At 70.5% G+C, this 25,307-nt stretch carries 17 protein-coding genes; all 17 read left to right on the top strand.

Going from position 1 to position 25,307, the window contains the following annotated elements; all coding sequences use genetic code 11:
• Nucleotides 1-51: 51 nt before the first annotated feature.
• The 17 genes from MUN74_RS06525 to MUN74_RS06445 all read left to right on the top strand — a co-directional run bounded on the left by MUN74_RS06525 (nt 52) and on the right by MUN74_RS06445 (nt 25,274).
• Nucleotides 52-3,453, top strand: coding sequence for a family 43 glycosylhydrolase (locus tag MUN74_RS06525; protein ID WP_244855638.1), 3,402 nt, complete (start codon nt 52-54; stop codon nt 3,451-3,453).
• Between the two features lie 14 nt (nt 3,454-3,467).
• Complete coding sequence (locus MUN74_RS06520) at nt 3,468-5,675, top strand: family 43 glycosylhydrolase (protein WP_244855637.1); 2,208 nt, start codon at nt 3,468-3,470, stop codon at nt 5,673-5,675.
• Nucleotides 5,676-5,736: 61 nt separating this feature from the next.
• Nucleotides 5,737-8,385: an immunoglobulin-like domain-containing protein gene (locus MUN74_RS06515; RefSeq protein WP_244855636.1), complete on the top strand. Its 2,649-nt coding sequence runs from the start codon at nt 5,737-5,739 to the stop codon at nt 8,383-8,385.
• A complete protein-coding gene (locus MUN74_RS06510) occupies nt 8,382-8,750 on the top strand; it encodes a hypothetical protein (protein ID WP_244855630.1) in 369 nt (122 codons plus the stop codon). The genes MUN74_RS06515 and MUN74_RS06510 overlap by 4 nt, the downstream gene beginning before the upstream one ends.
• A gap of 9 nt (nt 8,751-8,759) precedes the next feature.
• Nucleotides 8,760-9,788, top strand: a complete 1,029-nt coding sequence (locus tag MUN74_RS06505; protein WP_244855623.1) for a LacI family DNA-binding transcriptional regulator — start codon at nt 8,760-8,762, stop codon at nt 9,786-9,788.
• Complete coding sequence (locus MUN74_RS06500) at nt 9,785-11,347, top strand: sugar ABC transporter ATP-binding protein (protein ID WP_244855622.1); 1,563 nt, start codon at nt 9,785-9,787, stop codon at nt 11,345-11,347. Before MUN74_RS06505 ends, MUN74_RS06500 begins: the two co-directional genes overlap by 4 nt.
• Before the next feature lie 269 nt (nt 11,348-11,616).
• Nucleotides 11,617-12,615 carry an ABC transporter substrate-binding protein gene (locus MUN74_RS06495; RefSeq protein WP_244855620.1) on the top strand — a complete coding sequence of 333 codons (999 nt, stop codon included), beginning with the start codon at nt 11,617-11,619 and terminating at the stop codon, nt 12,613-12,615.
• 134 nt (nt 12,616-12,749) lie between these two features.
• On the top strand, nt 12,750-14,336 hold the full coding sequence (locus MUN74_RS06490; RefSeq protein ID WP_244855619.1) for a sugar ABC transporter ATP-binding protein: 1,587 nt from the start codon (nt 12,750-12,752) through the stop codon (nt 14,334-14,336).
• Nucleotides 14,333-15,418 (top strand): ABC transporter permease, encoded by a 1,086-nt coding sequence (locus tag MUN74_RS06485; RefSeq protein ID WP_244855617.1) that lies wholly within the window; start codon nt 14,333-14,335, stop codon nt 15,416-15,418. The genes MUN74_RS06490 and MUN74_RS06485 overlap by 4 nt, the downstream gene beginning before the upstream one ends.
• The gene (locus MUN74_RS06480; RefSeq protein ID WP_244855616.1) at nt 15,415-16,476 is read left to right on the top strand and encodes an ABC transporter permease; all 1,062 of its coding nucleotides are present in this window, start codon (nt 15,415-15,417) and stop codon (nt 16,474-16,476) included. The genes MUN74_RS06485 and MUN74_RS06480 overlap by 4 nt, the downstream gene beginning before the upstream one ends.
• A gap of 171 nt (nt 16,477-16,647) precedes the next feature.
• Nucleotides 16,648-17,679 carry a LacI family DNA-binding transcriptional regulator gene (locus tag MUN74_RS06475; RefSeq protein WP_244855614.1) on the top strand — a complete coding sequence of 344 codons (1,032 nt, stop codon included), beginning with the start codon at nt 16,648-16,650 and terminating at the stop codon, nt 17,677-17,679.
• Nucleotides 17,680-17,862: 183 nt separating this feature from the next.
• On the top strand, nt 17,863-19,194 hold the full coding sequence (locus MUN74_RS06470; protein ID WP_244855612.1) for an ABC transporter substrate-binding protein: 1,332 nt from the start codon (nt 17,863-17,865) through the stop codon (nt 19,192-19,194).
• A gap of 102 nt (nt 19,195-19,296) precedes the next feature.
• Nucleotides 19,297-20,244, top strand: coding sequence for a carbohydrate ABC transporter permease (locus MUN74_RS06465; RefSeq protein WP_244855607.1), 948 nt, complete (start codon nt 19,297-19,299; stop codon nt 20,242-20,244).
• Nucleotides 20,244-21,200, top strand: a complete 957-nt coding sequence (locus MUN74_RS06460; RefSeq protein WP_244855606.1) for a carbohydrate ABC transporter permease — start codon at nt 20,244-20,246, stop codon at nt 21,198-21,200. Before MUN74_RS06465 ends, MUN74_RS06460 begins: the two co-directional genes overlap by 1 nt.
• Nucleotides 21,201-21,265: 65 nt before the next feature.
• Nucleotides 21,266-22,777, top strand: a complete 1,512-nt coding sequence (gene arfA / locus MUN74_RS06455) for an arabinosylfuranosidase ArfA (protein ID WP_244855604.1) — start codon at nt 21,266-21,268, stop codon at nt 22,775-22,777.
• A 37-nt stretch (nt 22,778-22,814) separates the two neighbouring features.
• A complete protein-coding gene (locus tag MUN74_RS06450; RefSeq protein WP_244855603.1) occupies nt 22,815-24,092 on the top strand; it encodes a D-arabinono-1,4-lactone oxidase in 1,278 nt (425 codons plus the stop codon).
• 30 nt (nt 24,093-24,122) lie between these two features.
• Nucleotides 24,123-25,274, top strand: a complete 1,152-nt coding sequence (locus tag MUN74_RS06445; RefSeq protein ID WP_244855601.1) for an SLC13 family permease — start codon at nt 24,123-24,125, stop codon at nt 25,272-25,274.
• Nucleotides 25,275-25,307: the final 33 nt, after the last annotated feature.

The raw sequence follows: 25,307 nt of genomic DNA, 5'->3' as shown, positions 1-25,307 counted from the left end.
GCTCGTCCTGCACGCCTCGTCGGCGTGCGACATGCACTGGAGGGAAGTCGGATGGTTCGGGAGTCACTGCTTCGGAGGGAACCCGTCGCGCGTCGCACGCGGCGGTGGGTCGCGGGTGCGACGGCCGCGGTACTCGCGGCGGGCGGCCTCGCACTCGCGGGGCCGGGCGCGGCGATTGCGATCACGCCCGGTTCGCTGCTCGCGTCGTACGACTTCTCGGAGACCTCTGGCACGGTCGTGCACGACCTCTCGGGCACCGGGCACGACGGCACGGTGGTCGGCGGCGAGGCCTGGCGCGGCGGCTTCATGCAGCTCAACGGCTCGAACCACGTGAAGCTGCCCGACGGACTGCTGCAGGGCGAGTCCGCGGCGACGATCGTCGTCGAGACGAACCCGACCGCGCTGAGCGGTGCGAAGTTCCTCTGGAACATCGGCGGGTCGGGCAACGCGGCGACCGGGCAGTTCTTCATCCAGCCCGTCACGCCGCGCCTCGCGATCTCGAAGACGAACTACACCGCCGAGCAGACGGTGACCTCGGCGACGAAGCTCGTCGAGGGTCGGTGGCAGTCGGTGGCCGCGACGATCGCGAAGAACGCCGACGGCGCGACCTCCACGATGCGGATGTACATCGACGGGGTGCTCGTGGCCGAGAAGGCGAACTCGACGACGAACCTCAGCGACCTCACGACGCACACCATGAACCTCCTCGGCAAGAGCGCCTACAGCGGCGACTCGCTCTACCAGGGCGGGGTCTCGTCGTTCCGCGTGTACGACGAGGCGCTCACGGCCGGCGAACTGACCGCCGTGGCCGACGCCGACGCGACCACGGTCGGGGGCGAGGTCGTGGCGGCCGTCGACCTGGCCGCGGTGAACGCACAGGACCTCTCGGCCGTGGAGACCGATCTCGTGCTGCCCACGAGCGGAGGCGTGACGTGGTCGTCGTCGCCTGCGGGAATCGTCGGCGCCGACGGGAAGGTCACGCGACCCGCATCCGACACGGAGGTCACCCTGACGGCCACCGCGACCGTGCGCGGCAAGACCGCGACCCGGCAGTTCACCGCGACCGTGCTCGCCGCGCCGACGCCTGCAGAGGCCGCGCAGCACGCGGCGTCGGTGCTCGTGCTGCCATCGGTGCTCGAACCCGGCTACGCCCTGCCGACCACCGCGCTCGGACTGCCCGTGGCCTGGACCCACGTGTCGGGCGCGGGGGCGATCGATCACGGTGCGATCGCCTCGGCCCCTGAGTCGGGCCTGGTCGACGCCACGCTCGAGGCCGTCGTCGGCACCGCACCCGACACCGCGACCGCGCGGTTCGACGTGCGCATCGCCGAGGCGCAGGCGCAGCGCATCGCCTCGTACACGACCTCGAAGAACACCCGCGGCGGGGACGACCCCGAGGTGACGCGCACCGCGCACCTCGCACTGAGCGCCGACGGAGCCGCGTACACCGCGCTGAACTCGGGCGCCGGTGTCGTGTTCCCCGAGGTCACCGGCATGACCGAGACCAAGAACGGCACCAAGCGCTACCTCGCGAACCCGTACCTCTTCCGGCTGCAGAGCGACGAGGGCTTCGGGCTGATCGCCCGCCGGGTCGACGCGGCCGGCACCGCCGACGCCTCCGGCGCGCTCGTCTTCACCTCGCCCGACCTCGTGCACTGGACCGAGCTCGACCTCCTCGCCCTCCCGGGCCAGGGCACCTCGGGTGCGGTCTCGGCCGAATGGGACGCGCGTGCCGCCACCTATCGGGTCGTCTGGACCGGGCCGACGGGCTCGGCGCTCACGGGCACGACCGACGACTTCGGCTCGGTCGACTACGAGGGCGCCGGCCAGCAGCCGTCGGGCCGCACCGGCACCATCGGCGTCGCCTACGCCGAGCCCGCCTCGATCATCCCGCTCACGGCCGGCGAGGCCGAGTCGGCCGCCGGCCTGCTCGGCCGGGTGCACAACACCGGCCTGCAGGCACTCGACCCGGTCACGGTCGAAGCCGGTGCAGAGCTCGAACTGCCAGAGGCCGTCACGGCCGACTACTCCGACGGCGGCACCCACGACTTCCGCGTCGACTGGGACACCTCGGCCGTCGACACCACGACCCCCGGCGAGTACACGGCGACCGGCACGCTGCAGCGCACCGACGCCGTCTACCCGCTCGCCAGCCGTCGCGCCGACCCGCACATGCTCCGCTACACGCTGCCGAACGGCGACAAGACCTGGCTGTTCATCTCCACCGACGACAACGGGCAGGACGAGTTCTTCATCCGCAGCGCCGACACGATCGCCGGCCTCGCGACCGCGGCCGACACCCGGATCCTCGGCATCGGCCTGTCGGGCACGGCACCCGTCGGCTCGCAGCTGTGGGCACCAGAACTGCACGTCGTCGACGGCGAGCTGTACCTGCTGTTCGCGGCGAACGCCGAGAACGTGAACGCCTGGAACGGGGTGCAGTCGTACACGATGCACCTGAGGTCGGGCGGCGACCCGCGCGTGCGCGCCGACTGGGAGGCGCCGCAACGCGTGGTCGACGCCGACGGCCTGCCGCTGACCGCCTACGGCACGGGCATCACCCTCGACATGACCCACTTCGAGGACGACGGCACCGACTACGTCGTCTGGTCGGAACGGAACGTGCCGTCGACCGGCACCGGTCCGGCCGTGCTGAAGATCGCGGAGGTCGCGCCGTCGACGACGGGCCCGTGGCAACTCGTGGGCGAACGCTCCACGATCGTCTACCCCGACCGGGGCTGGTCGGACAACACGACCGAGGTCGTCGAGGGCCCGTTCGTGATCCAGCGCGACGGCAAGGTCATGATCACCTTCTCAGGCTCCGGCGTCGACTGGACCTACAGCGTCGGTCTCGCGACCGCGCAGTCGGGCGCCGACCTGCTCGACGCCGCGTCGTGGACCGTTCGCGACTACCCGATCTGGAGCTACGAGGGCCCGACCGCGAACAACTGGGGACCGGGCCACAACTCGTACACCTACGACGACGACGGCAACCTGCTCAACGTGTTCCACGCGAAGGCGACGCAGAACGGGTCCCGTGATGCCGGCGTCCGCATGGTCTACTTCCGCCAGGACGGCAGTCCGATCCTCGACATGGCCGACACCGAGTGGCTCGCAGCGGCGAACCGCACGGTGACCGCGAAGGTCGTGGTCGAGGCGGCCGCCGAGCCCGAGTTCACCGTCAGCGCCCAGACCAGGTGCGTCGCGGGCAAGGTGACGCTCGTCGCCGCACTCGCGAACACCGGTGAGGCGCAGGTCGACGTGCTGGTCGAGTCCTCGTACGGCACGAAGCAGCTCGCACTGGCCGCAGGCAAGACCGCGTCGACTCCGTTCAGCACGCGCACGGCCGAGCTCGACGCCGGCCGGCTCACCGCGACGGTCACCACGACGACCGGCGGACCGACCCTCACGACCACCTACGCGGCCGACTACGCCGCCCGCACCTGCGGATGAATGAGGAGCACACGATGATGCGCACCAGGAGAGCACGACGAAGCGCCGCGGCATCCGTCGTCGTCGGAGCCGTGCTGGCCTCGACGCTCGGGGCCTCCCTGCCCGCGGCCGCCGACGAGTCGGCTGCCCCGCAGCCGATCGTCTCGTACCCCTTCGATGACGGCACCCTCCGGGACGCGGTCGGCTCGACCGACCTGACGGCGTCCGGCACCGCCGCCGTCGTGGCAGACCCCGAGCGCGGCGGCGTGCTGCACGTCGACGGCACGGCGAACGGCTTCGCGGAGTTCCCACGCGGCTTCTTCGACGGGCGCGACGCCATGACGGTGTCGATGGACGTGAAGAGCGAGAAGTCGAGCGGCAACTTCTTCACCTTCGCGTTCGGCGCGGACACGACCCGGTACTCGTTCCTCCGCGTCCGCGGCGGCGAGGTGCGCAACGCCATCACCGAGGCGTCGTGGCAGAACGAATCGGCCGTGACCGGCACGGTCGCGAGCGGAGCCTGGCATCACTACGACCTGGTGTTCGACGGGACGAAGATGACGGTCTACGTCGACGGCGCGAAGCTCGGCGAGAACCCCGCGCTCTCGGCGACGGTGTCGGCCCTCGGCACCGACCTCGTCGGCTATCTCGGCAAGTCGCTGTACGCCGCCGACGCGTACTTCGCGGGCTCCTTCGACGACGTGCAGGTGTTCGACCGGGCGCTCAGCGCGTCGGAGGTGCTCACGATCGCCGGGGCGACCGACCAGCTCACCGAGGTGTCGCTCGTCGACCCGGCCGTGCTGAAGATCGCGCCGATCGTGAACGGCGCGACGCACACCGCGATCCTGCCGGTGAAGCCCGGCACCGACGTGTCCGCGCTCGCACCGACCTTCGGCGCCGCGACGGGCGTGACCGTGGCGCCGGCCTCGGGAACGACGGTGGACCTGTCGTCGCCGGTGACCTACACCCTCACCGACGAGGCAGGAGCGACCGCGACCTGGACCGTCTCGGCGCAGGTCATGAACAGCCCGGTGCTGCCCGGCCTCTACGCCGACCCGAACATCGCCGTGTTCGGTGACACCTATTACCTCTACGCCACCACCGACGGCACGCCCGGCTGGGGCGGCAAGGACTTCTTCGTGTGGAAATCGGCGGACCTCGTGAGCTGGACCCGGTCCGCCGACCCGATCCTGACGCTCGACGGCACCGCCGGCGACGTCCCGTGGGCGAGCGGCAACGCGTGGGCGCCGACCATCATCGAACGCGGCGGCAAGTACTACTTCTACTTCAGCGGTCACAACACGGCGCTGAATCGCAAGACGATCGGCGTCGCCGTCGCCGACGACCCCGAGGGGCCGTTCACGGCGCAGCCGAACGCGATGATCCTGAACAACGAGGCCGTCGCGTCGGGGCAGGCCATCGACCCGGCCGCCTTCCTCGACCCCGTCACGGGCAGGTACTACCTGTTCTGGGGCAACGGCAGCCCCGTCTATGCGGAGCTCGGCGACGACATGACGTCGCTCAAGCCCGGCACGATCGCGAGGATCAGCGGACTGACCTCGTTCCGCGAGGGCTCGTTCGTGAACTACCGCGACGGGGTCTACCACCTGACGTACTCGATCGACGACACCGGGTCGGAGAACTACCGCGTCGGCTACGCGACCTCGACGAGCGTCGACGGCCCGTGGACGTACCGCGGGGTGATCCTGCAGAAGGACCTCTCGCTCGGCATCAAGGGCACGGGGCACAGCTCGATCGTCAACGTGCCCGGCACCGACGACTGGTTCATCGCCTATCACCGGTTCGCGATGCCGAACGGCGACGGCACCCACCGCGAGACGACGATCGACCGGCTCGAGATCGGCGCCGACGGGTTGTTCCAGACGGTGCGGCCGACGCTCACGAGCGTCGCACCGCAGCCCGTCGCGAGCCCGATCGACGTGTCGGCGGTCGCCTCGACCCGCTGCGCAGCGGGTCGGGCGGTGCTCGTCGTCACGGTGACGAACGAGACGCGCGACACGACCGGTGCCGTGGACGTGCGCATCGAGACGGCCTACGGCGCGAAGCGGCTCGACGCGCTCGCCGCGGGTGACGCGGGCAGCGCGAGCTTCTCGACCCGCCTCCCGACCCTGCCGGCCGGCACCGCGACCGTCACCGCCACCGCTGCGGGGGCAGCGCCCGCTTCGGATGCCTCGCCCCCCAGTCCGCTCGAGGTCGCCTTCGCCGCCCGCAGTTGCGGCTGACCCTGCGCGGCACCTGCTCCACCACCACTCGAACCACAACTCACCATTCCGGAGGATCGCAATGAGTCGGGAAACCCAACAACAGGCCTCGAGGCCCGTCGCGCGTCGTGCGCGGCGGTGGTTCGCCGGAGCGACGGCCGCTGCGCTCGCAGCGGGCGGTCTCGCGCTGGCGGGCCCGGGCGCGGCGACGGCGATCACGCCCGGTTCGCTGCTCGTGTCGTACGACTTCTCGGAGACGTCGGGCACCGTCGCCCACGACCTGTCGGGCACCGGCCACGACGGCAGCGTCGTCGGCGGCGAGGCGTGGCGCGGGGGATTCCTGCAGCTCAACGGCTCGAACCACGTGAAGCTGCCCGACGGACTGCTGCAGGGCGAGTCGGCGGCGACGATCGTCGTCGAGACGAACCCGACGGCACTGAGCGGGGCCAAGTTCCTCTGGAACATCGGTGGGTCGGGTGAGGGCGCGACGGGGCAGTTCTTCATCCAGCCGGTCGCGCCGCGGGTCGCGATCTCGAAGACGAACTGGTCGGCCGAGCAGACGGTGACGTCGCCGACGAAGCTCGTCGAGGGTCGGTGGCAGTCGGTCGCAGCGACGATCGCGAAGAACGCCGACGGTGTCACGTCGACCCTCCGCATGTACATCGACGGGGTGCTCGTGGCCGAGAAGGCGAACTCCACGACGAACCTCAGCGACCTCACGACCCACACCATGAACTACCTCGGCAAGAGCGCCTACGCCGCCGACTCGCTGTACCAGGGCGGGGTGTCGTCGTTCCGCGTCTACGACGAGGCGCTCACCGCGGGCGAGCTCGGCACGCTCGCCGCGACCGACGCCCAGGCCGCCGCCGACGAGACCGCTGCGGCGCTCGACCTCGACGCCGTCAACACCCAGGACCTGTCGGCGGTCGGGACCGATCTCGTGCTGCCCACGAGCGGGGGCGTGACGTGGTCGTCGTCGCCCACCGGTGTCGTGGCCGCCGACGGGACGGTGACGCTGCCGGCATCCGAGACGGAGGTGACCCTGACGGGCACCGCGACGGTGCGCGGCAAGACCGCGTCCAAGCAGTTCACCGTGACCGTGCTCGCGGCGCCCACCCCGGCCGAGGCCGCACAGCGCGACCTCGACGCGATCGTGCTCGCGAACGCCGACGACGTGCGCGGCGACCTCACCCTGCCGACCACCGGTGACCGGTTCGGCTCGGCACTCGACTGGCGCTCGTCGGCGCCCGCGGTCGTCGACGTCGAGGGCACCGCGACCGTGGCGCCGGGCGTCGTCACCCGCCCCGACTCGGGCGACGCGACCGTCGTGCTCACCGTGACGGCGACCAACGGCGATGCGACGGCGACCCGCGACATCCCGCTCACCGTTCGCAAGGCGAACGCCACCGGCGAGACGACCGACTACCTCTTCGCGCACTTCACGGGAACGGAGGGCAGCGCGAGCGACGAGCAGATCTACTTCGCGACCAGTCGCGACGCGGCCACGTTCACCGACACCCGAGCCAACGGCGACCCCGTGCTCTCGCTCAGCAAGGGACAGGGCGACGGCGGCGTGCGCGACCCGTTCGTCGTGCGCTCGCCCGAGGGCGACCGGTTCTTCGTGATCGCGACCGACCTGAGCATCTACTACCGCGGCGGGTGGGGCAACTCGAACGCGACCGTCACCGGTTCGAAGTCGCTCGTCGTGTGGGAGTCGACCGACCTCGTGAACTGGAGCGAACCGCGCTTCGTCGACGTCGCGAGCGGCATCCCGAACGCCGGCATGGCCTGGGCTCCCGAGGCGACCTGGGACGAGGTCACGCAGCAGTACTACGTGTACTGGGCCACGCGTGCGGACGGCAACACCGAGCTCGGCGACAGCGTCGACGTCTACCTGTCGACGACGCGCGACTTCCGCACCTTCTCGACGCCGGTCAAGTGGATCGACCGGCAGGGCTCCATCATCGACACCACGGTGATCAAGGTCGGCGACTGGTTCTACCGGGCCTCGGGCGACGGGCAGATCACGATCGAGCGCTCGAAGCAGCTCGACGCGGTCACCACCTCGGCGACGGCGAAGACGAGCGGCACCGACCGGGAATGGGTGCTCGTCGGCACGCTGCAGTCGATCCTCAGCGGCAGCGGCACCTGCTCGGGCGGCACGAACTACACCGGCTCGTGCCTCGAGGGCCCCGAGTTCTTCGAGTACAACGACGACGACCGCGGCGCGGCCGAGCGGCTCTGGGGCCTGCTCGCCGACCAGTACGCCACCGGCCGCGGCTACCTGCCCTTCCGCACGACCGACATCGGCACGGCGTCGGCGTCGGCGTGGTCGAAGGCGAGCGGCGTGAACCTCGGCACCCTGAAGAAGCGGCACGGCGGCATCCTGCCGATCACGGCCGACGAGTACCGGCGCGTGATGTTCCACTACGCGGGAGTCGGCACGAACCCCGATCTCGCGATCGAGGCGAGCACCGCCTCGCGGTGCGTGGCCGGCAAGGTCGTCCTCGTCGTCTCGGCGAAGAACGCCGACTCGCGCGCCGCCGACGTCACGATCACCACGCCGTTCGGGACGAAGACCTTCACGGCCGCGCAGCCGGGCAAGACGGTCTCGCAGGCGTTCTCGAGCCGCCTCGCCGCCATCGACGCCGGGTTCGCCGGCGTCAGGGCATCGACGAGCGATGCGAGCTACGACGGCGACGCGGCGTTCGCCGCGCGGGACTGCGGATGAGGAAGGCCGGTCTCGCGGCGATCGCGCTGCTGCTCGCACTGAGTAGCGGCGCGGTCGCCGCACCCGCGGCCGCTGCACCCGCGGCCGCCGCACCCGCGGTAGCCGGACCCTCGGTGGCCGCGTCCGACGACCGGCCGGGCGCAGCCGGCGCGGGCACCGTGTCGATCGGGGTCTCCATCACACCGCGCGACCTCTGCGCCGGCATCCGACCGCCATGCAAGTGCACCGACGGCGCCCCGACGCTGCCGCCGGGCCTCGCGAAGAAGGCGGGCAAGTCCGACCCGGCCGAGAAGCCCGGCCCGACGAAGAAACCCGGCAAGCCGAAGCCCGATTGGTGCGGGTCGCCCGTCGCTCCGAGCGAATAGGCTGTCCCCGTGAGTGACCTCGAGACGGGCGAGCGCCCCGAGAAGCTCGGCATCCGCGAGGTCGCCGCGCTTGCCGGGGTGTCGCACATGACCGTCTCGCGCGTGCTCAACGGGCACCCGAACATCCGGCCGGCGACGCGCCAGCGCGTGCTCGACGTCATCCAGGAGCTCGACTTCAAGCCGAACAGCGCGGCGCGCGCGCTCGCGACCCAGCGCACGCAGCGCATCGGCGTCATCGTCGACAGCGCCGTCGAGTTCGGCCCGACGAGCACCCTGCGCGGGCTCGAGCTCGCCGCGCGTTCGGCGGGCTACTCGGTGACGTCGGTCGCGATGCAGGACGACGCGAACCTCACGCCCGAGGCCGCCGTCGGCCACCTCGTCGCCGAGGGCATCGACGCGCTGTGCATCGTGGCGCCGCGCTCGTCGTCGGTCTCGGCGCTGCGCCGCATCTCGATCGACGTTCCCGTGCTCGTCGTCAAGGCCGCGAAGGACCCGAGCTTCCTCACCGTGAGCGTCGACCAGCAGCTCGGCACGACGCTCGCCGTCGACCACCTCGTCGCGCTCGGGCATCGCGACATCCTGCACATCTCGGGGCCGCTCGACTGGCTCGAGGCCCGCGGGCGCGAGCGGGCGTTCCACGCCCGCATCGAGCAGTGGGGGCTCAAGGAGCGCCCCGTCGTGGTCGGCGACTGGACGGCGGACTTCGGGTACGACTACGCGGTCGGCCTCAAGGGCGTGCCCGAGTACACGGCCGTGTTCGTCGCCAACGACGAGATGGCGGTCGGCGTCATCCACGGCTTCCACGACCGCGGCATCCGCGTGCCCGACGACGTCAGCATCGTCGGCTTCGACGACCTGCCGCTCGCACGGCACGTGCTGCCGCCGCTCACGACCGTGCGGCAGGACTTCCACGCGCTCGGCGCGAAGGCCATGGAGGTGCTGCGCGCCGCGCTCGAGGGGCGCGAGATCCCGCAGCGCTCGAAGATCCCGTCGGAGCTCGTCGTGCGGGCATCGACCGCCCCGCCGAGGTCGTCATGACCGAGCGGGATGCCGCGGCGGAGGCGACCTCCGAGCCGCAGCCGGTCGTCGAGATGACGGGCATCACCGTCGAGATCGACGGCACGCAGGTGCTGCACGGGGTCGACCTGCGGCTCTTCGCCGGCGAGGTCCACGCCCTCATGGGCGGCAACGGCGCGGGCAAGTCGTCGGTGGTCAAGGCGCTCACGGGCGCGTACCGCATCGACGGCGGCGAGGTGCGCATCGCGGGGGAGCGGGTCGTGCTCTCGGGGCCGGCTGCGGCGGAGTCGGCGGGCGTCGCTGCCGCCTTCCAGGACGTCGACCTCTGCGGCAACCTCTCGATCGCCGAGAACATCATGATCGGGCACGAGGAGCGCCGCTGGTACGGCATCTCGTGGCGGGCGACCCGCCGCAGGGCGGTGGCGGTCCTCGAGGAACTCGACCTCGGCGACCTCGACCCGCGGCAGACGGTGTCGGCGCTCGCCCCACCGGTCCAGCAGCTCGTCGCCATCGCCCGCGCCATGGTCACCCACCCGAAGGTGCTCGTGCTCGACGAGCCCACGTCGAGCCTCGACGCCGACGAGGTCGCGACGCTGTTCCGGGCGCTGCGCAGGCTGCGCGAGCACGGCGTCGCCATCCTCTTCGTCTCGCACTTCCTCGAGCAGGTCTACGCGATCAGCGACCGCATCACGGTGCTGCGCGACGGCTACGGGCAGGGCGAGTATCGCACGCGCGAGCTCGACCGCGCCGAGCTGATCTCGAAGATGATCGGCAAAGACCTGACCGAGCTGCGGCGCATCGGCTCCGAGCGTCGGGCGCATCGCGCCGACCCGACGGGCGAGCCGGTCTACCGGGCGATCGGCGTGGGCCGCCGGGGCGAGTTCGAGGCGACCGACTTCGAACTGCATCGCGGCGAGGTGGTGGGGCTCGGCGGACTGCGCGGCTCGGGTCGCAGCGAGTTCGGGCAGCTGCTGGCCGGCGTCGCCCGCCGCGACACCGGCACGATCCAGATCGACGGGCGGCAGGTCGCGCTGCCGAACCCGGCGGCGGCACTCCGGCGGCGCATCGCGTTCGCGAGCGAGGACCGCCGCGACGGCGGCATCATCGAAGAACTCAGCGTGCGGGAGAACATCATCCTCGCGCTGCAGGCGATCCGCGGCTGGGCGCGACCGATCTCGCGCGCTGAGCGCGACGCCCTGGTCGACCGGTACATGGAGTCGCTCGCGATCGTCGCTCCCGGGCCCGACGCGCCGGCGCGCCAGCTCTCGGGCGGCAACCAGCAGAAGGTGCTGCTCGCGCGCTGGCTCGCCACGCGTCCGCACGTGCTCGTGCTCGACGAGCCGACGAGGGGCGTCGACATCGCGGCCAAGGTGGAGATCCAGGCGCGCGTCGCGGAGATGGCCAGGGAGGGCGTCGCCGTCGTCTTCATCTCGTCGGAGCTCGACGAGGTCGTGCGGCTCAGCGACCGCATCGCGATCCTGAAGGACCGGCGCAAGATCGGCGAGGTCAGCAACGGCCCCGGCCTGAGCGTCGACACGATCATCGAGATGATCGCCGCCGACGACGAGGACGACGCGTAGCCGAACGTTCGTCATCGGCCTGCGTGCGATGTCGCGCGCTGCCGTCTCCGAGCCGCCGCGCGGAGCCGGGCGTGACCCGTTCGGGGGCGGTGCTGCGGCCATGTGTCCGGAATGTTATGTTTCCGGGAACAAACTGCTTGCGTTCCCGTTTTTGTTCCCGGTAACATCACTCGTGCGACACGCTTCGAGCGTCGTTGCAATCACCCGAAGCCCGAATCGACGGGCAGAAGCAGCCGGCGATGATCGCCGGGTCTCAAGGAGGAGATCACATGTCAGTTCAGAGGCGATTCGCGAAGGTCCTCGGCCTGGCGGCCGTCGGCGCGCTGAGCATCGGCCTCGCCGCGTGCTCGAGCGGCGGCGGCGACAGCGCATCGGGCGACGAGGGCGGCGACCTCACGACGGTCGGCTTCGTCGCCGTCGGTCCCGAGGGCGCATGGCGTGAAGCGAACGAGAAGAACATCCAGGAGACGTTCACCGAGGACGCCGGCTTCGAGCTGAAGTACGCGCCCGCGACGAACCTCGACCAGAAGTCGCAGATCGATGCGTTCACGTCGTTCGTCGACGAGGGCGTCGACGTCATCCTGCTGTCGGCCACCGAGGCCTCCGGCTGGGAGGACTCGCTCAAGCGCGCGCAGGAGGCGGAGATCCCCGTGATCCTCCTCGACCGCGGCATCGAGCCCGACGACACGAGCCTCTACGTGACCCGCATCGCGCCCGACAACGTCGAGGTCGCGAAGGAGGTCGGCGCGTGGGCGGCCGAGCAGTTCCCCGACGGCGGCAACTACATCACCCTCGAGGGCCCCGCGGGCGTCGGCGTCGTCAACGAGCGCAACGAGGGCTGGGACGCCTCGGTCGACGGCTCGAAGCTCGTCGAGGTCGCCGCGCAGACGGCGAACTGGTCGGCTGAAGAGGGCAAGAGCGTGACCGAGACGCTGCTCAAGGCGAACAACAACGACGTCCAGCTCATCTTCGCCCAGAACGACGAGATGGGCCTCGGCGCGGCGCAGGCCGTCGAAGAGGCGGGCCTGAAGCCCGGCACCGACGTCAAGATCGCCACGATCGACGGCACCAAGGCCGCGATGGAGGCTCTGGCCGCCGGGCAGCTCAGCTACGTGCACGAGTACAACCCGCTCTTCGGCGAGACCGCCCTCGACGTCGTGAACAAGACGCTCGACGGCGAGTCGGTCGACTCGTACATCATCGTGCCGAGCGAGGCGTTCGACTCGCCCGAGGCCGCCCAGGCCGTGCTCGCCGACCGCAAGTACTGATCGGTCGAGCCCACCTCCGGCTCGGGTACGCGCGCGTACCGGCGGTGCGGGGTCTGCTTCCACAGAGGCCCCGCACCGCTCCGGTCTCACGAAACGGGTCGTGACGACGCGACCAGGCACAGGATGCGATTCTCATGAGTGAAGCACTGCCCATCGTCGAGATGCGCGACATCTCGATCGAGTTCCCGGGCGTCAAGGCGCTGGACGGTGTGGACTTCCGCCTGTTCCAGGGCGAGGTCCACGCGCTGATGGGCGAGAACGGCGCCGGCAAGTCGACGCTCATCAAGGCGCTCACGGGCGTCTACCGGATCGACGCCGGCTCGATCGTCGTCGCCGGCCAGGAACGCCAGTTCCACGGCACGGCCGACGCGCAGAGCGCCCACATCTCGACGGTGTACCAGGAGGTCAACCTGGTCACGAACCTCTCGATCGGCGAGAACGTGATGCTCGGGCACGAGGTGCGCGGCGCGTTCGGCGTCAACTGGAAGGCCACCCACAAGGCCGCCACCGAGGCGCTCGCCCGGCTCGGGCTCGAGTACCTCGACACCCACAAGCCCCTCTCGACCCTGTCGATCGCGATGCAGCAGCTCGTCGCGATCAGTCGCGCGATGGCGATCAAGGCGAAGGTGCTCATCCTCGACGAGCCCACTTCGAGCCTCGACGCGGCCGAGGTCGAGGGCCTCTTCCGCGTCATGCGGACACTGCGCGACGAGGGCGTCGCCATCCTCTTCGTCTCGCACTTCCTCGACCAGATCTACGCGATCAGCGACCGCATCACGATCCTGCGCAACGGCCGCTACGAGGGCGAGTACCTCACCCGCGAGCTCGACCGGCACGAACTCATCTCGAAGATGATCGGCAAGGATCTCGGCGCGCTCTCCTCGCTCGGCGGCAATCGCCGCACCGACGCGCGCGACTACGCCGCCGAGGCGCCGCTGCTCACGGCCAAGGGCATCGGCCGACGCGGCTCGATCGAACCGACCGATCTCGACATCCACCCCGGCGAGGTGGTCGGCTTCGCCGGCCTGCTCGGCTCGGGGCGCACCGAGCTCGCCCGCCTGCTCTACGGCGCCGACCGTGTCGACGAGGGCGTCGTCACCCTCGACGGCAAACGCGTCGACATCAAGACCCCCGCCGACGGCCTCGGCAAGCGCATCGCGTTCTCGACCGAGAACCGGCGCGACGAGGGCATCATCGGCGACCTCACCGTGCGCGAGAACATGATCCTCGCGGTGCAGGCCGAGCGCGGCTGGGCTCGACCCCTCTCGCGCAAGGAGCAGGACGAGATCGTCGACAAGTACATCACCGAGCTCAACGTGCGGCCCGCCGACCCGAACCGGCTCATCAAGAACCTCTCCGGCGGCAATCAGCAGAAGGTGCTGCTCGGCCGCTGGCTCGCGACGAAGCCCGAACTGCTCATCCTCGACGAGCCCACGCGCGGCATCGACGTCGGCGCCAAGGCCGAGATCCAGGAGGCGGTGGCCCAGCTCGCCGAGGACGGCGTGTCGGTCGTCTTCATCTCCTCCGAGCTCGAGGAGGTCGTGCGGCTCAGCGAACGCATCGTGGTGCTGAAGGACCACCAGAAGATCGGCGAGATCGTGAACGGCCCCGAGGTGACGGCGCAGCAGATCGTCGACGTCATCGCCGCGCACGGTGTCGAAGCGGCGGCGCACAGTGGCATCATCGATGCCGAGCCCGAACTCACGGAGGCAGAACAATGAGCACTGCTGCTCGATCGACCTGGCTGCACGACCTCGTGCGCAAGCCGTTCTTCTGGGGCCTGGTCGCGATCCTCGCGCTCCTGCTGCTCAACGTCGTGAAGGACCCGACGTACCTCGCGATCTCGGTCAATCCCGAGAACGGCAACCTGGTCGGCAACCTCGTCGACATCCTCCGGGCCTCGGCCCCGATCCTCATGATCGCCGTCGGGATGTCGCTCGTGATCGCCACCGGCGGCATCGACCTCTCGGTCGGCTCGGTCATGGCGGTCTCCGGCGCAGTGGCGATGGTCTTCATGAAGGACGCCGGCCAGTCCGACTCGGTCGTGGTCGCCCTCGGCGCCATCGGGCTCGCGCTCGCCGTGAGCGCCGTGCTCGGCGTCGTGAACGGCGTGCTCGTCGCCTACATCGGCCTGCAGCCCTTCATCTCGACGCTCATCATGATGCTCGCGGGTCGCGGCATCGCGAAGGTCATCACCGAGGGGCAGAACACCTCGGCGACGAACGAGCCGTTCCGCTGGCTCGCCAACGGCTTCATCATCGGCCTCCCCGTCGTATTCCTGCTCGCGCTCGCGATCGTGGGCGTGGTCGGGCTCGTCGTGCGCCGCAGCGCGCTCGGCCTCATGATCGAGGCGATCGGCATCAACCCGAAGGCGAGCCGCATGGCCGGCATCCGGCCGAGCGGACTGCTGCTGACCGTCTACGTGCTGAGCGCCGTCCTCGCCGGCATCGCCGGCATCATGTCGGTCGGCACCGTGATGACGGTCGACGTCTCCCGCACCGGCTACCAGATGGAGCTCGACGCGATCCTCGCGGTGGTCATCGGCGGCACGTCGCTGTCGGGCGGCAAGTTCTCGATCGGCGGCGCCGTCGTCGGTGCCCTGCTCATCGCGACGCTCGACAAGACCGTCGTGTTCCTCGGCGTCTCGTCGTCGGCCACGCCGGCATTCAAGGCGATCGTCATCGTCATCCTCTGCCTGCTCCAGTCCGACCGGGTGCGCAGCTGGTTCGTGCAACGTCGGAAGCCCAAGTTGGAGCGACCCGAGCCGAAGTCGGTCGTCGAGAAAGAGGAGGTGCCGGCATGACCGCGCTGCAGTCCCCCCGCGTCGAGGCCCCGGCCGAGGCATCCCCGCTCTCGCGCCTGTGGGAGCGCGTGAAGCGCGTCGTCGCCTCGAACCCGTCGGTGCTGCCGACGGCGGCGGCCATCGCGATCTTCATCGGCATGGTGATCTACGGCGAGGTGGCCTACGGGCGCATCGTGCAGTACAACACCCTGTCGAACCTGCTGATCAACAACGCGCACCTCATCATCCTCGCGGTGGCGATGACCTTCGTCATCCTGACCGGCGGCATCGACCTGTCGGTCGGGTCGGTGATCGCGCTGTCGAGCGTCGCGGGCGTGATGCTCTCGAACGCGGGGTGGAACCCGTGGGTCGTGATCGTGCTGATGATCCTCATCGGCACCGCGTTCGGCCTCGCGAGCGGCATCCTGATCCAGTTCTTCAACGTGCAGCCGTTCATCGCGACCCTCGCGATGATGTTCCTCGGCCGGGGCCTCGCGGCGCTGCTCAGCACGCGGCCCGAGCGGCTCTCCGACGACTCGCCGATCCTGTGGCTCGGCGAGCAGTTCAAGCTCATCGACGGCGAGAAGGTCAACGACGTGGTGATCACCCCCGGCGTCATCATCGCCGTGCTAGTCGTCCTCATCGGCTTCTTCGTGCTGCACCGCACCCGCACCGGCCGCACCGTGTACGCGATCGGCGGCTCCGAGAGCTCGTCGTCGCTCATGGGCCTCGCGGTGCCGCGCACGAAGGTGCTCGTGTACGTCATCAGCGGCACGCTCGCGGGCGTCTCGGCGGTCGTGTACACCTCGCGCCTGGGGATCGCGCAGAACATCACGGGCATCGGCTGGGAGCTCGACGCGATCGCCGCGACCGTCATCGGCGGAACGCTGCTCACGGGCGGCTACGGCTACGTGCTCGGATCGGTCGTCGGCGCCCTCGTGCTCGGCCTCATGAACGTGCTCATCACGCGCGACGGCGGCATCCCGCCCGAGATGACGACGATCATCACCGGCGGCATCCTGCTCGTGTTCGTGCTGCTGCAGCGGGCGGTGACCTCGAAGCGGCGGACGACGACCTAGCGTCGCCGGCTGCCCGGCTCCGGCCGGCCGGCGGGCTTCGGCCGGTCGCGATCGGTCGAGGGCGGATGCCTCGGGGCATCCGCCCTCGCGACGGCGCGGTGCCGCGTGGTGCGGGCCGACGTTCACAACGTTGTACAGTGACTCCATCCGAGTACGGCGAGGGAGGGCGCGATGGCGGTCACACTGCACGATGTCGCCCGGCTCGCCGGGGTGTCGATCAAGACGGTGTCGAACGTCATCAACGACTATCCGCACATCCGGCCGGCGACGCGCGAGAAGGTCGAGCGGGCGATCTCCGAGCTCGGCTACACGCCGAACCTGACGGCCCGCAGCCTGCGGTCGGGCCGCAGCGGGGCGATCGCCCTCGCGGTGCCCGACCTCGCCCTCGCCTACTTCGCCGAGCTGGCTGCTTCGGTGATCGCGGCGGCCGAGGCGTCGGGACTCGTGGTGCTCGTGGAGCAGACGGGCGGCGACCGCGATCGGGAGCTCGAGCTGCTGCGCAGTCCGCGGCTGAAGATGACCGACGGACTCATCTTCAGCGCGCTCGGCCTCGGCCAGGAGGACGCCGACGTGCTCGACGTGCCGTACCCGCTCGTGCTGCTCGGCGAGCGCATCTTCGACGGCCCGACCGACCACGTCACGATGCAGAACGTCGCGGCGGCCAGGGCGGCCACCGAGCACCTCATCGCGTCGGGTCGGCGCCGCATCGCCGTCGTCGGCGTGCACGAGGGTGAGGTGATCGGCTCGGCCGGGCTGCGCCTGCGGGGCTACCGCGAAGCGCTCGAGGCCCACGGCATCGAGTTCGACGAGTCGCTCGTCGGGCCGTCGATGGCCTGGCATCGCGAGAGCGGTGCACGCGCGATGCGCGAGATCCTCGGTCGCGGGGTCCCGTTCGACGGGGTGTTCGCGATGAACGACACCCTCGCGCTCGGCGCCATGCGCGCCCTGCTCGAGGCGGGGCGTCGGGTGCCCGACGACGTCGCGGTGATCGGCTTCGACAACATCGACGAGGCGCAGTACACCGTGCCGTCGCTGTCGACGATCGACCCGGGCAAGGCGTGGATCGCCCAGACGGCCGTGGCGACGCTGCTCGAACGCATCGCGCACCCCGACAGCGGTGCGCCGCCGCGTCTGCTGCTGGCCGACTTCGCCGTGATCGAGCGCGAGTCGACGCCGGCGTTCGCGCCCGCCGTCGCGCGGTAGCGCGGTTCGTCGCGCCGCTCGATCCGGCGAGGTTGACAGCGTCGGTCGCGCGGTGCATCATGTCTTCTACAACGTTTACGTACAACGTTGTAAACCAAGCGGAACCGCCAACGTCGCCGACAGGCTCGCTCGTTGCGGAAACAGACATCGGTGTCCCCCCACCGCGAGAGGAAGCACAGCACAATGAAGTCGAAGTTCCTGGCCGTGGGCGGCGTCGTCGCCGTCGCGACGGCCGCGCTCACCGGCTGCTCGGCCGGCGGCGCCGAAGAGGCCTCCTGCACCAACAAGATCGTCAACGCCGACGCGACCCAGGTCAGCGTCTGGGCCTGGTACCCCGCGTTCGAAGACGTCGTCGACCTGTTCAACGAGAACCACGACGACGTGCAGATCTGCTGGACCAACGCCGGACAGGGCAACGACGAGTACACGAAGTTCTCGACGGCCATCGAGGCCGGCTCCGGCGCCCCCGACGTCATCATGCTCGAGAGCGAGGTGCTGTCGAGCTTCTCGATCCGCGACGCGCTCGTCGACCTCACCGAGTACGGCGCGAACGACGTCAAGGCCGACTACACCGACGGCGCCTGGAAGGACGTCTCGTCGGGCGACGCGGTCTTCGGCATCCCCGTCGACGGCGGCCCCATGGGCATGCTCTACCGCAAGGACATCCTCGACCAGTACGGCATCGCCGCCCCCACCACGTGGGACGAGTTCAAGGCCGCCGCCCAGGCGCTCAAGGACGCCGGCGCCCCCGGCGTGCTCGCGGACTTCCCGACCAACGGTCGTGCCTACAACCAGGCGCTCTTCGCCCAGGCCGGCTCCGTGCCGTTCGTCTACGACAGCGCGAAGCCCACTGAGATCGGCATCGACGTGAACGACGACGGCTCGAAGCAGGTGCTCGCCTACTGGGACGAGCTCGTGAAGGCCGGCCTTGTCGCCACCGACGACGCGTTCACCGCCGACTACAACACGAAGCTCGTCGACGGCTCGTACGCGATCTACGTCGCCGCGGCGTGGGGTCCCGGCTACCTGCAGGGCCTCTCCGACGCCGACAGCGACGCCGAGTGGCGTGCGGCGCCCGTGCCCCAGTGGGACCCGGCGAACCCCGTGCAGATCAACTGGGGCGGATCGACCTTCGCGGTGACGAGCCAGGCGAAGGACAAGGAGGCTGCTGCGACGGTCGCCAAGGAGATCTTCGGCACCGAGGAGGCGTGGAAGATCGGCATCGAGAAGGCCGCGCTGTTCCCGCTGTGGAAGCCGATCCTCGAGTCCGACTACTTCCGCGACCTCGAGTACCCGTTCTTCGGCGGCCAGCAGATCAACAAGGACGTCTTCCTCGAAGCGGCCGCCGGCTACCAGGGCTTCACGTTCAGCCCCTTCCAGAACTACGCCTACGACCAGCTGACCGAGGCGCAGTTCGCGATGGTGCAGGGCGAGAAGACCTCCGACCAGGCGCTCGACGACCTGCAGGCCTCGCTCGAGCAGTACGCGACCGAGCAGGGCTTCACGCTCGAGTGATCGGCTGGGCGGATGCCTCGCGCCCACGCCGAGGCATCCGCCCACGCCGCACCCACCGGCCGCACCACCCGGCCTCCGTCCGTCCCGACGAGGAGAACGAGCATGACCACCCAGACCAGCGTCGCCGCACCCGCGGTGCCGCGCCGCCGCGCCCCGGGCGCCGGCAGATCCACCCTCCTGCGCCGACGGCAGCGCTGGGGCTGGTTCTTCGTCTCGCCGTTCCTCGCGGTGTTCGCGCTGCTGCTCGTCTTCCCGCTGGCGTACGCCTTCGGCATGAGCCTGTTCACCTCGACGCTCGCGACCGGCACCGAGTTCACGGGCGTCGGCAACTACGTCAAGGCGTTCACCGACCCGCTCTTCCTCGAGGGCATGCTGCGCGTGCTCGCCTTCGCGCTCGTCATGATCCCCGCGCAGCTCATCGTCGCGATCGCCGCGGCCCTCGTGCTCGACACGCTCGCGACGAAGCTCTCGAAGCTCTCGCGGCTGCTGATCTTCGCGCCGTACGCCATCCCCGGCGTCATCGGCGCGCTCATGTGGAGCTTCCTCTACAGCCCCCGGTTCGGTCCGGGCGGCACGCTGTTCAACCTCGTCGGCCTGCCGACCCCCGACTTCCTCGCGCCCGGCACGATCTTCGGCAGCCTCGTGAACATCGTCACGTGGCAGTGGGCCGGCTACTACATGGTCGTGATCTACGCTGCCCTCCGCGCGATCGATCCGTCGATCTACGAGGCCGCGCGCATCGACGGTGCGAACGGCTGGCAGACGGCGCTGCGCATCAAGGTGCCGATGATCGGCTCGTCGATGGTCATGATCGTGATGTTCGCGCTCATCGGCACGCTGCAGTTCTTCACCGAGCCCGTCGTGCTGCGCAACGTCGCCCAGGGCGCGATCGACGCGGCCTACACCCCGAACATGTACGCGTACTCGCTGGCCTTCTCGTACAGCCAGTTCAACTACGCCTCGGCGATCGCCTTCTCGCTCGGCGCCCTCGTCTTCGCCGGCTCGTTCGTCTTCCTGTTCCTCACCCGCAAGCAGAGCGGACTGAAGTGATGTCGATTTTCACCCAGCGCACGACCGAGGCGGCCGAGCCGCTCACCACCGCGACCGGCGTGCCCTCGCACGTCGACCGCAGCGTGCACGGCCGACGCGGTCGCGCCGGCCGCGCGGGCGGCCGCCGCATCGGCTCGCACGTGTTCCTTGTGATCCTCGCGATCTACTTCGTCGTGCCGATCTGGTGGCTCGTCGTGGCCTCGACGAAGGACACGGCGGGGCTCTTCTCGAGCCCGGCGTTCTGGTTCTCGGGCGACTTCTCGCTGTTCTCGAACATCGCCGAGCTGTTCACCCACCAGGGCGGCATCTACTGGCGCTGGCTCGGCAACTCGTTCGTGTACGCGTTCGCAGGCGGCATCGGCGCGACGGTCCTCGCGATCCTCGCGGGGTACGGCTTCGCGAAGTACGACTTCCGCGGCCGCGGCGCCGTGTTCACGGTCGTGCTCGGCTCGGTCATGGTGCCGCTCACGGCGCTCGTCATCCCGACGTTCATGCTGCTCAGCCAGTACGGCATCATCAACACGCCGTGGGCCGTCATCCTGCCGAGCCTGCTCAGCCCGTTCGGCGTCTACCTCATGCGGGTCTACACGCAGGACGCCGTGCCCGACGAGATGCTCGAGGCAGCCCGCATCGACGGCGCCGGCGAGCTGCGCACCTTCTTCCAGGTCGCGCTGCCGCTGCTGCGCCCCGCGATCGTGACGGTGCTGCTGCTGTCGGTCGTCGGCACCTGGAACAACTTCTTCCTGCCGCTGGCCGTGCTCACCGACCCGCAGTTGCTGCCGGTCACGGTCGGCCTCAACCGGTGGACGGCGCTCTCGAACGCGGGCGCCGGCGGCGAGCAGGTGTGGAACCTCATCACGACGGGCGCGTTCATCTCGGTGCTGCCGCTCATCCTCTCCTTCCTCTTCCTCCAGCGCTACTGGCAGGGCGGCCTCTCCGTCGGCTCGATCAAGTAGTCCCAGACGCGCGGGCTCGCCGCCGAGGCATCCCGCGACAGAACCACGAACACAGAAAGCACCACATGCCCAGCGCACACCTCACCATCGACCCGCACTTCACCGTCGGCCGTATCGACCGCCGCGTCTTCGGCGGCTTCGTCGAGCACCTCGGACGTCACGTGTACGACGGCATCCACGAGCCCGGACACCCGACGGCCGACGCCGAGGGCTTCCGCGCCGACGTCGTCGAGCTCGTGCAGGAGCTCGGGGTCTCGACCATCCGGTACCCCGGCGGCAACTTCGTGTCGGGCTTCCGGTGGGAGGACTCGGTCGGCCCGCGCGAGGAGCGCCCCCGCCGGCTCGACCTCGCCTGGCACTCGACCGAGACGAACGAGGTCGGCCTCCACGAGTTCGCCTCGTGGCTCGACAAGGTCGGGTCCGAGCTCATGCTCGCCGTCAACCTCGGCACCCGCGGCACCCTCGAGGCGCTCGACCTGCTCGAGTACGCGAACCTCGCGGGCGGCACCGCGCTCTCGCAGCGCCGCATCGACAACGGCCGCACCGACGCGTTCGGCGTGAAGATGTGGTGCCTCGGCAACGAGATGGACGGCCCGTGGCAGCTCGGGCACCGCTCGGCGGACGACTACGGCAAGATCGCGTCGCAGACCGCGAAGGCGATGCGCCAGCTCGACCCGTCGATCGAGCTCGTCGTCTGCGGCTCGTCGAGCGCGCACATGCCGACCTTCGGCGAATGGGAGCGCGTCGTGCTGACGCACGCCTACGACGACGTCGACTACATCTCGTGCCACGCCTACTACGAGGAGAAGGACGGCGACCTCGGCTCGTTCCTCGCGTCGGCCGTCGACATGGACGGCTTCATCGAGACCGTCGTCGCGACCGCCGATCACGTGAAGGCCGTGCGCGGCAGCGACAAGACCGTGAACATCTCGTTCGACGAGTGGAACGTCTGGTACCTCTCGCGGTTCCAGAACGTCGACAAGATCGAGGGCCTCGACAACTGGCCGGTGGCGCCGCGCCTGCTCGAGGACGTCTACTCGGTCGCCGACGCCGTCGTGTTCGGCAACCTCATGATCTCGCTGCTCAAGCACGCCGACCGGGTGACCTCGGCGAGCCTCGCGCAGCTCGTCAACGTCATCGCGCCGATCATGACCGAGCCGGGCGGCCCGGCCTGGCGCCAGACGACGTTCTTCCCGTTCTCGATCACCTCGCGGCTCGCGCAGGGCTCGGCCCTCGAGCTCAAGCTCGACGCGCCGACCTACGAGACGAAGGAGTACGGCGTCGTGCCGCTCGTCGACGCCGTCGCGACGCACGACGCCGACGCCGGACGCTCGGCCGTGTTCCTCGTGAACCGTTCGACGACCGAGGCGCTCGAGGTCTCGGTCGACATCGCCTCGCTCGGCGACGTGTCGCTGCTCGAGTCGCACACGCTCGCCGACGACGACGTGTACGCGAAGAACACGCTCGACGACCCCGAGCGGGTCGCGCCCCGCGCGAACGACTCGGTGCGCAACGAGGGCGGCGCGCTCACCGTGACGCTGCCGCCCGTGTCGTGGACGGCGCTGTCGCTCGGGTGATGCAGGTCGTGGTGGCGAGCCGCGCCATGATGGCAGCATGAGCGAGCGCAACTGGGCCGGCAACCTCGAGTACCGGGCGGCGCGCGCCGTGCGTCCGCAGTCGGTCGACGAGTTACGTGACTTCATCGCGGGCTCGACCGGACGGCTGCGCGCGCTCGGCTCCCGGCACAGCTTCAACGACCTCGCCGACACGACCGGCACCCTCGTCGAGACCGACGGGCTGCCGGTCGACGTCGACGCCGGAAGCGCGCCCGGGGCGGTGCGCATCTCGGGCGGGCTGCGGTACGGAGTGCTCGCCGAGGTGTTGCAGGCGCGCGGGCTCGCGCTCGCGAACCTCGCGTCGCTGCCGCACATCTCGGTGGCCGGCGCGATCGCGACGGGCACGCACGGTTCGGGCGATCGGCTCGGCTCGCTCGCGAGCGCCGTGCGCGCGATCGGGTTCGTGACGGCCGACGGTGGGTGGCGCACGCTGCAGCGCGGCGACGCCGAGTTCGACGGCGCGGTCGTCAGCCTCGGCGCGCTCGGGGTCGTCGTCGAGCTCGAGCTCGACGTGGAGCCGACCTACGACGTCGCGCAGCGCGTGTTCGACGGCCCGCGCTGGGACGCGGTGCTCGCCGACTTCGACCGGGTCACCTCGCTCGCGACGAGCGTCAGCATCTTCACCACCTGGCGCAGCACCGAGCGGGCCGACCTGCTCTGGCTCAAACAGCGCACGGATGCTCCGGGCCGAGGCGCCCTCGACGCGGCATCCGCCTTCGCCGCGACGACGCTCGGGGCGACCGCGACCGCGGCCGACGAGCCGCGGCATCCCGTGCCGGGCGGGGACGTCCGGGCGACGACCGAGCAGCTCGGGTCGCCCGGCCCGTGGCACGAGCGGCTGCCGCACTTCCGCCTCGCGTTCACGCCGTCGGCGGGGGAGGAGCTGCAGTCGGAGTACCTCGTGCCGCGAGCCGAAGCGGTCGCGGCGATCGAGGCGGTGCGCGGGCTCGCCGAGCGCATCGCGCCGCTGCTGCTCGTCTGCGAGGTCCGCACGGTCGCGGCCGACCGGCTCTGGCTGAGCTCGTCGTGCGGCACCGACGCCGTCGCCATCCACTTCACGTGGCGCCGCGAGCAGGCGGCGGTCGAGGCGCTGCTGCCGCTCATCGAGGCGGCGCTGCCGGCGACGGCGCGCCCGCACTGGGGCAAGCTCTTCGCCCTTCCCGCCGAGGAGGTGCGCAGGCGGTACCCGCGCTGGGACGACTTCGCCGCGCTGCGCGCACGGTTCGACCCCGACCGACGCTTCGTGAACGCCTACCTGGAGCGGCTCGGATTCTGAGGCTGAGCCGGGCGAGACTACGCTCGCTCCGTGCGGATCGCGATCGTCGGGGCGGTGCTCATCGCCCTCGGACTCGTGGCGATGGCGACCGGCGTGCTGCCCGTCGAGGCCGTCGGGGCGCTCGCCGCGCGGTCGGCGCCGATCCTCGGCTTCGTCGTCGCGATGACGATCGTCGCCGAGCTCGCGGCCGAGGCCGGCGTCTTCCGCGCCATCGCCCAGCACCTGGCCCGCTTCGCGCGCGGCCGGGCGATCGTGCTGTGGCTGTTCGTCGTGGCGATGGCCACCGCGTCGACGATCTTCCTCTCGCTCGACACGACCGCGGTGCTGCTCACGCCCGTCGTCGTGTCGGTCGCAGCACATGCCCGCATCTCCCCGATCCCGTTCGCGCTGACGACCGTCTGGCTCGCGAACACGGCGTCGCTCCTCCTGCCGGTGTCGAACCTCACGAACCTGCTCGCCGCCGAACGTCTCGACCTCGCCCCCGTGGAGTTCGCCGCCCTCATGTGGGCGCCGGCGGCGGTCGGCGTCCTCGTGCCGACGGTGTTCCTCTTCGTGACGCGTCCACGGCAACTCCTGCGGAGGTACGTGCCCGACGAACCCACGCCGCCTCGCGATCGGGTGCTGCTCGGGATCGCGTCCGCCGTGCTGCTGGTGCTGGTGCCGCTGCTGGTGTCGGGCATCGAGGTCTGGATCCCGGCGTCGGCTGCAGCAGCAGCGCTCGCACTCGTGTTCGTGTTCCGCCGGCCGTCGGTGCTCCGCCCGGGCCTCGTGCCCTGGCGGCTGCTCGTGTTCGTGGCGGGGCTCTTCCTCGCCATGGAGGCGGCGCACGAACTCCGCCTCACCGACGTGCTCGGGTCGTTTGCGGGTCAGGGCGAGGGGCCGCTCGAACTCCTGCGCCTGTCGGGTGTGGCAGCCCTCAGCGCCAACGTCGCGGACAACCTCCCCGCGTACCTCGCGCTCGAGCCGTTCGCGAGCAGCCCGCTGCGCACGGCGGCGCTGCTCATCGGGGTGAACGCCGGTGCCCTCATCACGCCGTGGGCCTCGCTCGCGACGCTCCTGTGGCACCACCGGCTCGTCGCGATGGGCGTCGAGATCTCGTGGGCGAAGTTCGCCGCGCTCGGTTGCATCGTCGCGCCGATCGTCGTCGCGGGCGCCGTCCTCGCGCTCTCGGCGACCTCCTGACGCCGCCGACCGGCCGCCGGTCGCCGGCGTCGT

Source organism: Agromyces sp. H17E-10 (assembly GCF_022919715.1).
Taxonomy (GTDB): Bacteria; Actinomycetota; Actinomycetes; order Actinomycetales; family Microbacteriaceae; genus Agromyces.
Note: the sequence above shows the minus strand (reverse complement) of the source record. Positions and strands in the feature narration are given on the sequence as shown.

Coding starts and splice junctions, on each gene's coding strand:
- MUN74_RS06525 (WP_244855638.1), top strand. CDS start 52: ATGGTTCGGGAGTCACTGCTTCGGAGGGAACCCGTCGCGCGTCGCACG.
- MUN74_RS06520 (WP_244855637.1), top strand. CDS start 3,468: ATGATGCGCACCAGGAGAGCACGACGAAGCGCCGCGGCATCCGTCGTC.
- MUN74_RS06515 (WP_244855636.1), top strand. CDS start 5,737: ATGAGTCGGGAAACCCAACAACAGGCCTCGAGGCCCGTCGCGCGTCGT.
- MUN74_RS06510 (WP_244855630.1), top strand. CDS start 8,382: ATGAGGAAGGCCGGTCTCGCGGCGATCGCGCTGCTGCTCGCACTGAGT.
- MUN74_RS06500 (WP_244855622.1), top strand. CDS start 9,785: ATGACCGAGCGGGATGCCGCGGCGGAGGCGACCTCCGAGCCGCAGCCG.
- MUN74_RS06495 (WP_244855620.1), top strand. CDS start 11,617: ATGTCAGTTCAGAGGCGATTCGCGAAGGTCCTCGGCCTGGCGGCCGTC.
- MUN74_RS06490 (WP_244855619.1), top strand. CDS start 12,750: ATGAGTGAAGCACTGCCCATCGTCGAGATGCGCGACATCTCGATCGAG.
- MUN74_RS06485 (WP_244855617.1), top strand. CDS start 14,333: ATGAGCACTGCTGCTCGATCGACCTGGCTGCACGACCTCGTGCGCAAG.
- MUN74_RS06480 (WP_244855616.1), top strand. CDS start 15,415: ATGACCGCGCTGCAGTCCCCCCGCGTCGAGGCCCCGGCCGAGGCATCC.
- MUN74_RS06475 (WP_244855614.1), top strand. CDS start 16,648: ATGGCGGTCACACTGCACGATGTCGCCCGGCTCGCCGGGGTGTCGATC.
- MUN74_RS06470 (WP_244855612.1), top strand. CDS start 17,863: ATGAAGTCGAAGTTCCTGGCCGTGGGCGGCGTCGTCGCCGTCGCGACG.
- MUN74_RS06465 (WP_244855607.1), top strand. CDS start 19,297: ATGACCACCCAGACCAGCGTCGCCGCACCCGCGGTGCCGCGCCGCCGC.
- MUN74_RS06460 (WP_244855606.1), top strand. CDS start 20,244: ATGTCGATTTTCACCCAGCGCACGACCGAGGCGGCCGAGCCGCTCACC.
- arfA (WP_244855604.1), top strand. CDS start 21,266: ATGCCCAGCGCACACCTCACCATCGACCCGCACTTCACCGTCGGCCGT.
- MUN74_RS06450 (WP_244855603.1), top strand. CDS start 22,815: ATGAGCGAGCGCAACTGGGCCGGCAACCTCGAGTACCGGGCGGCGCGC.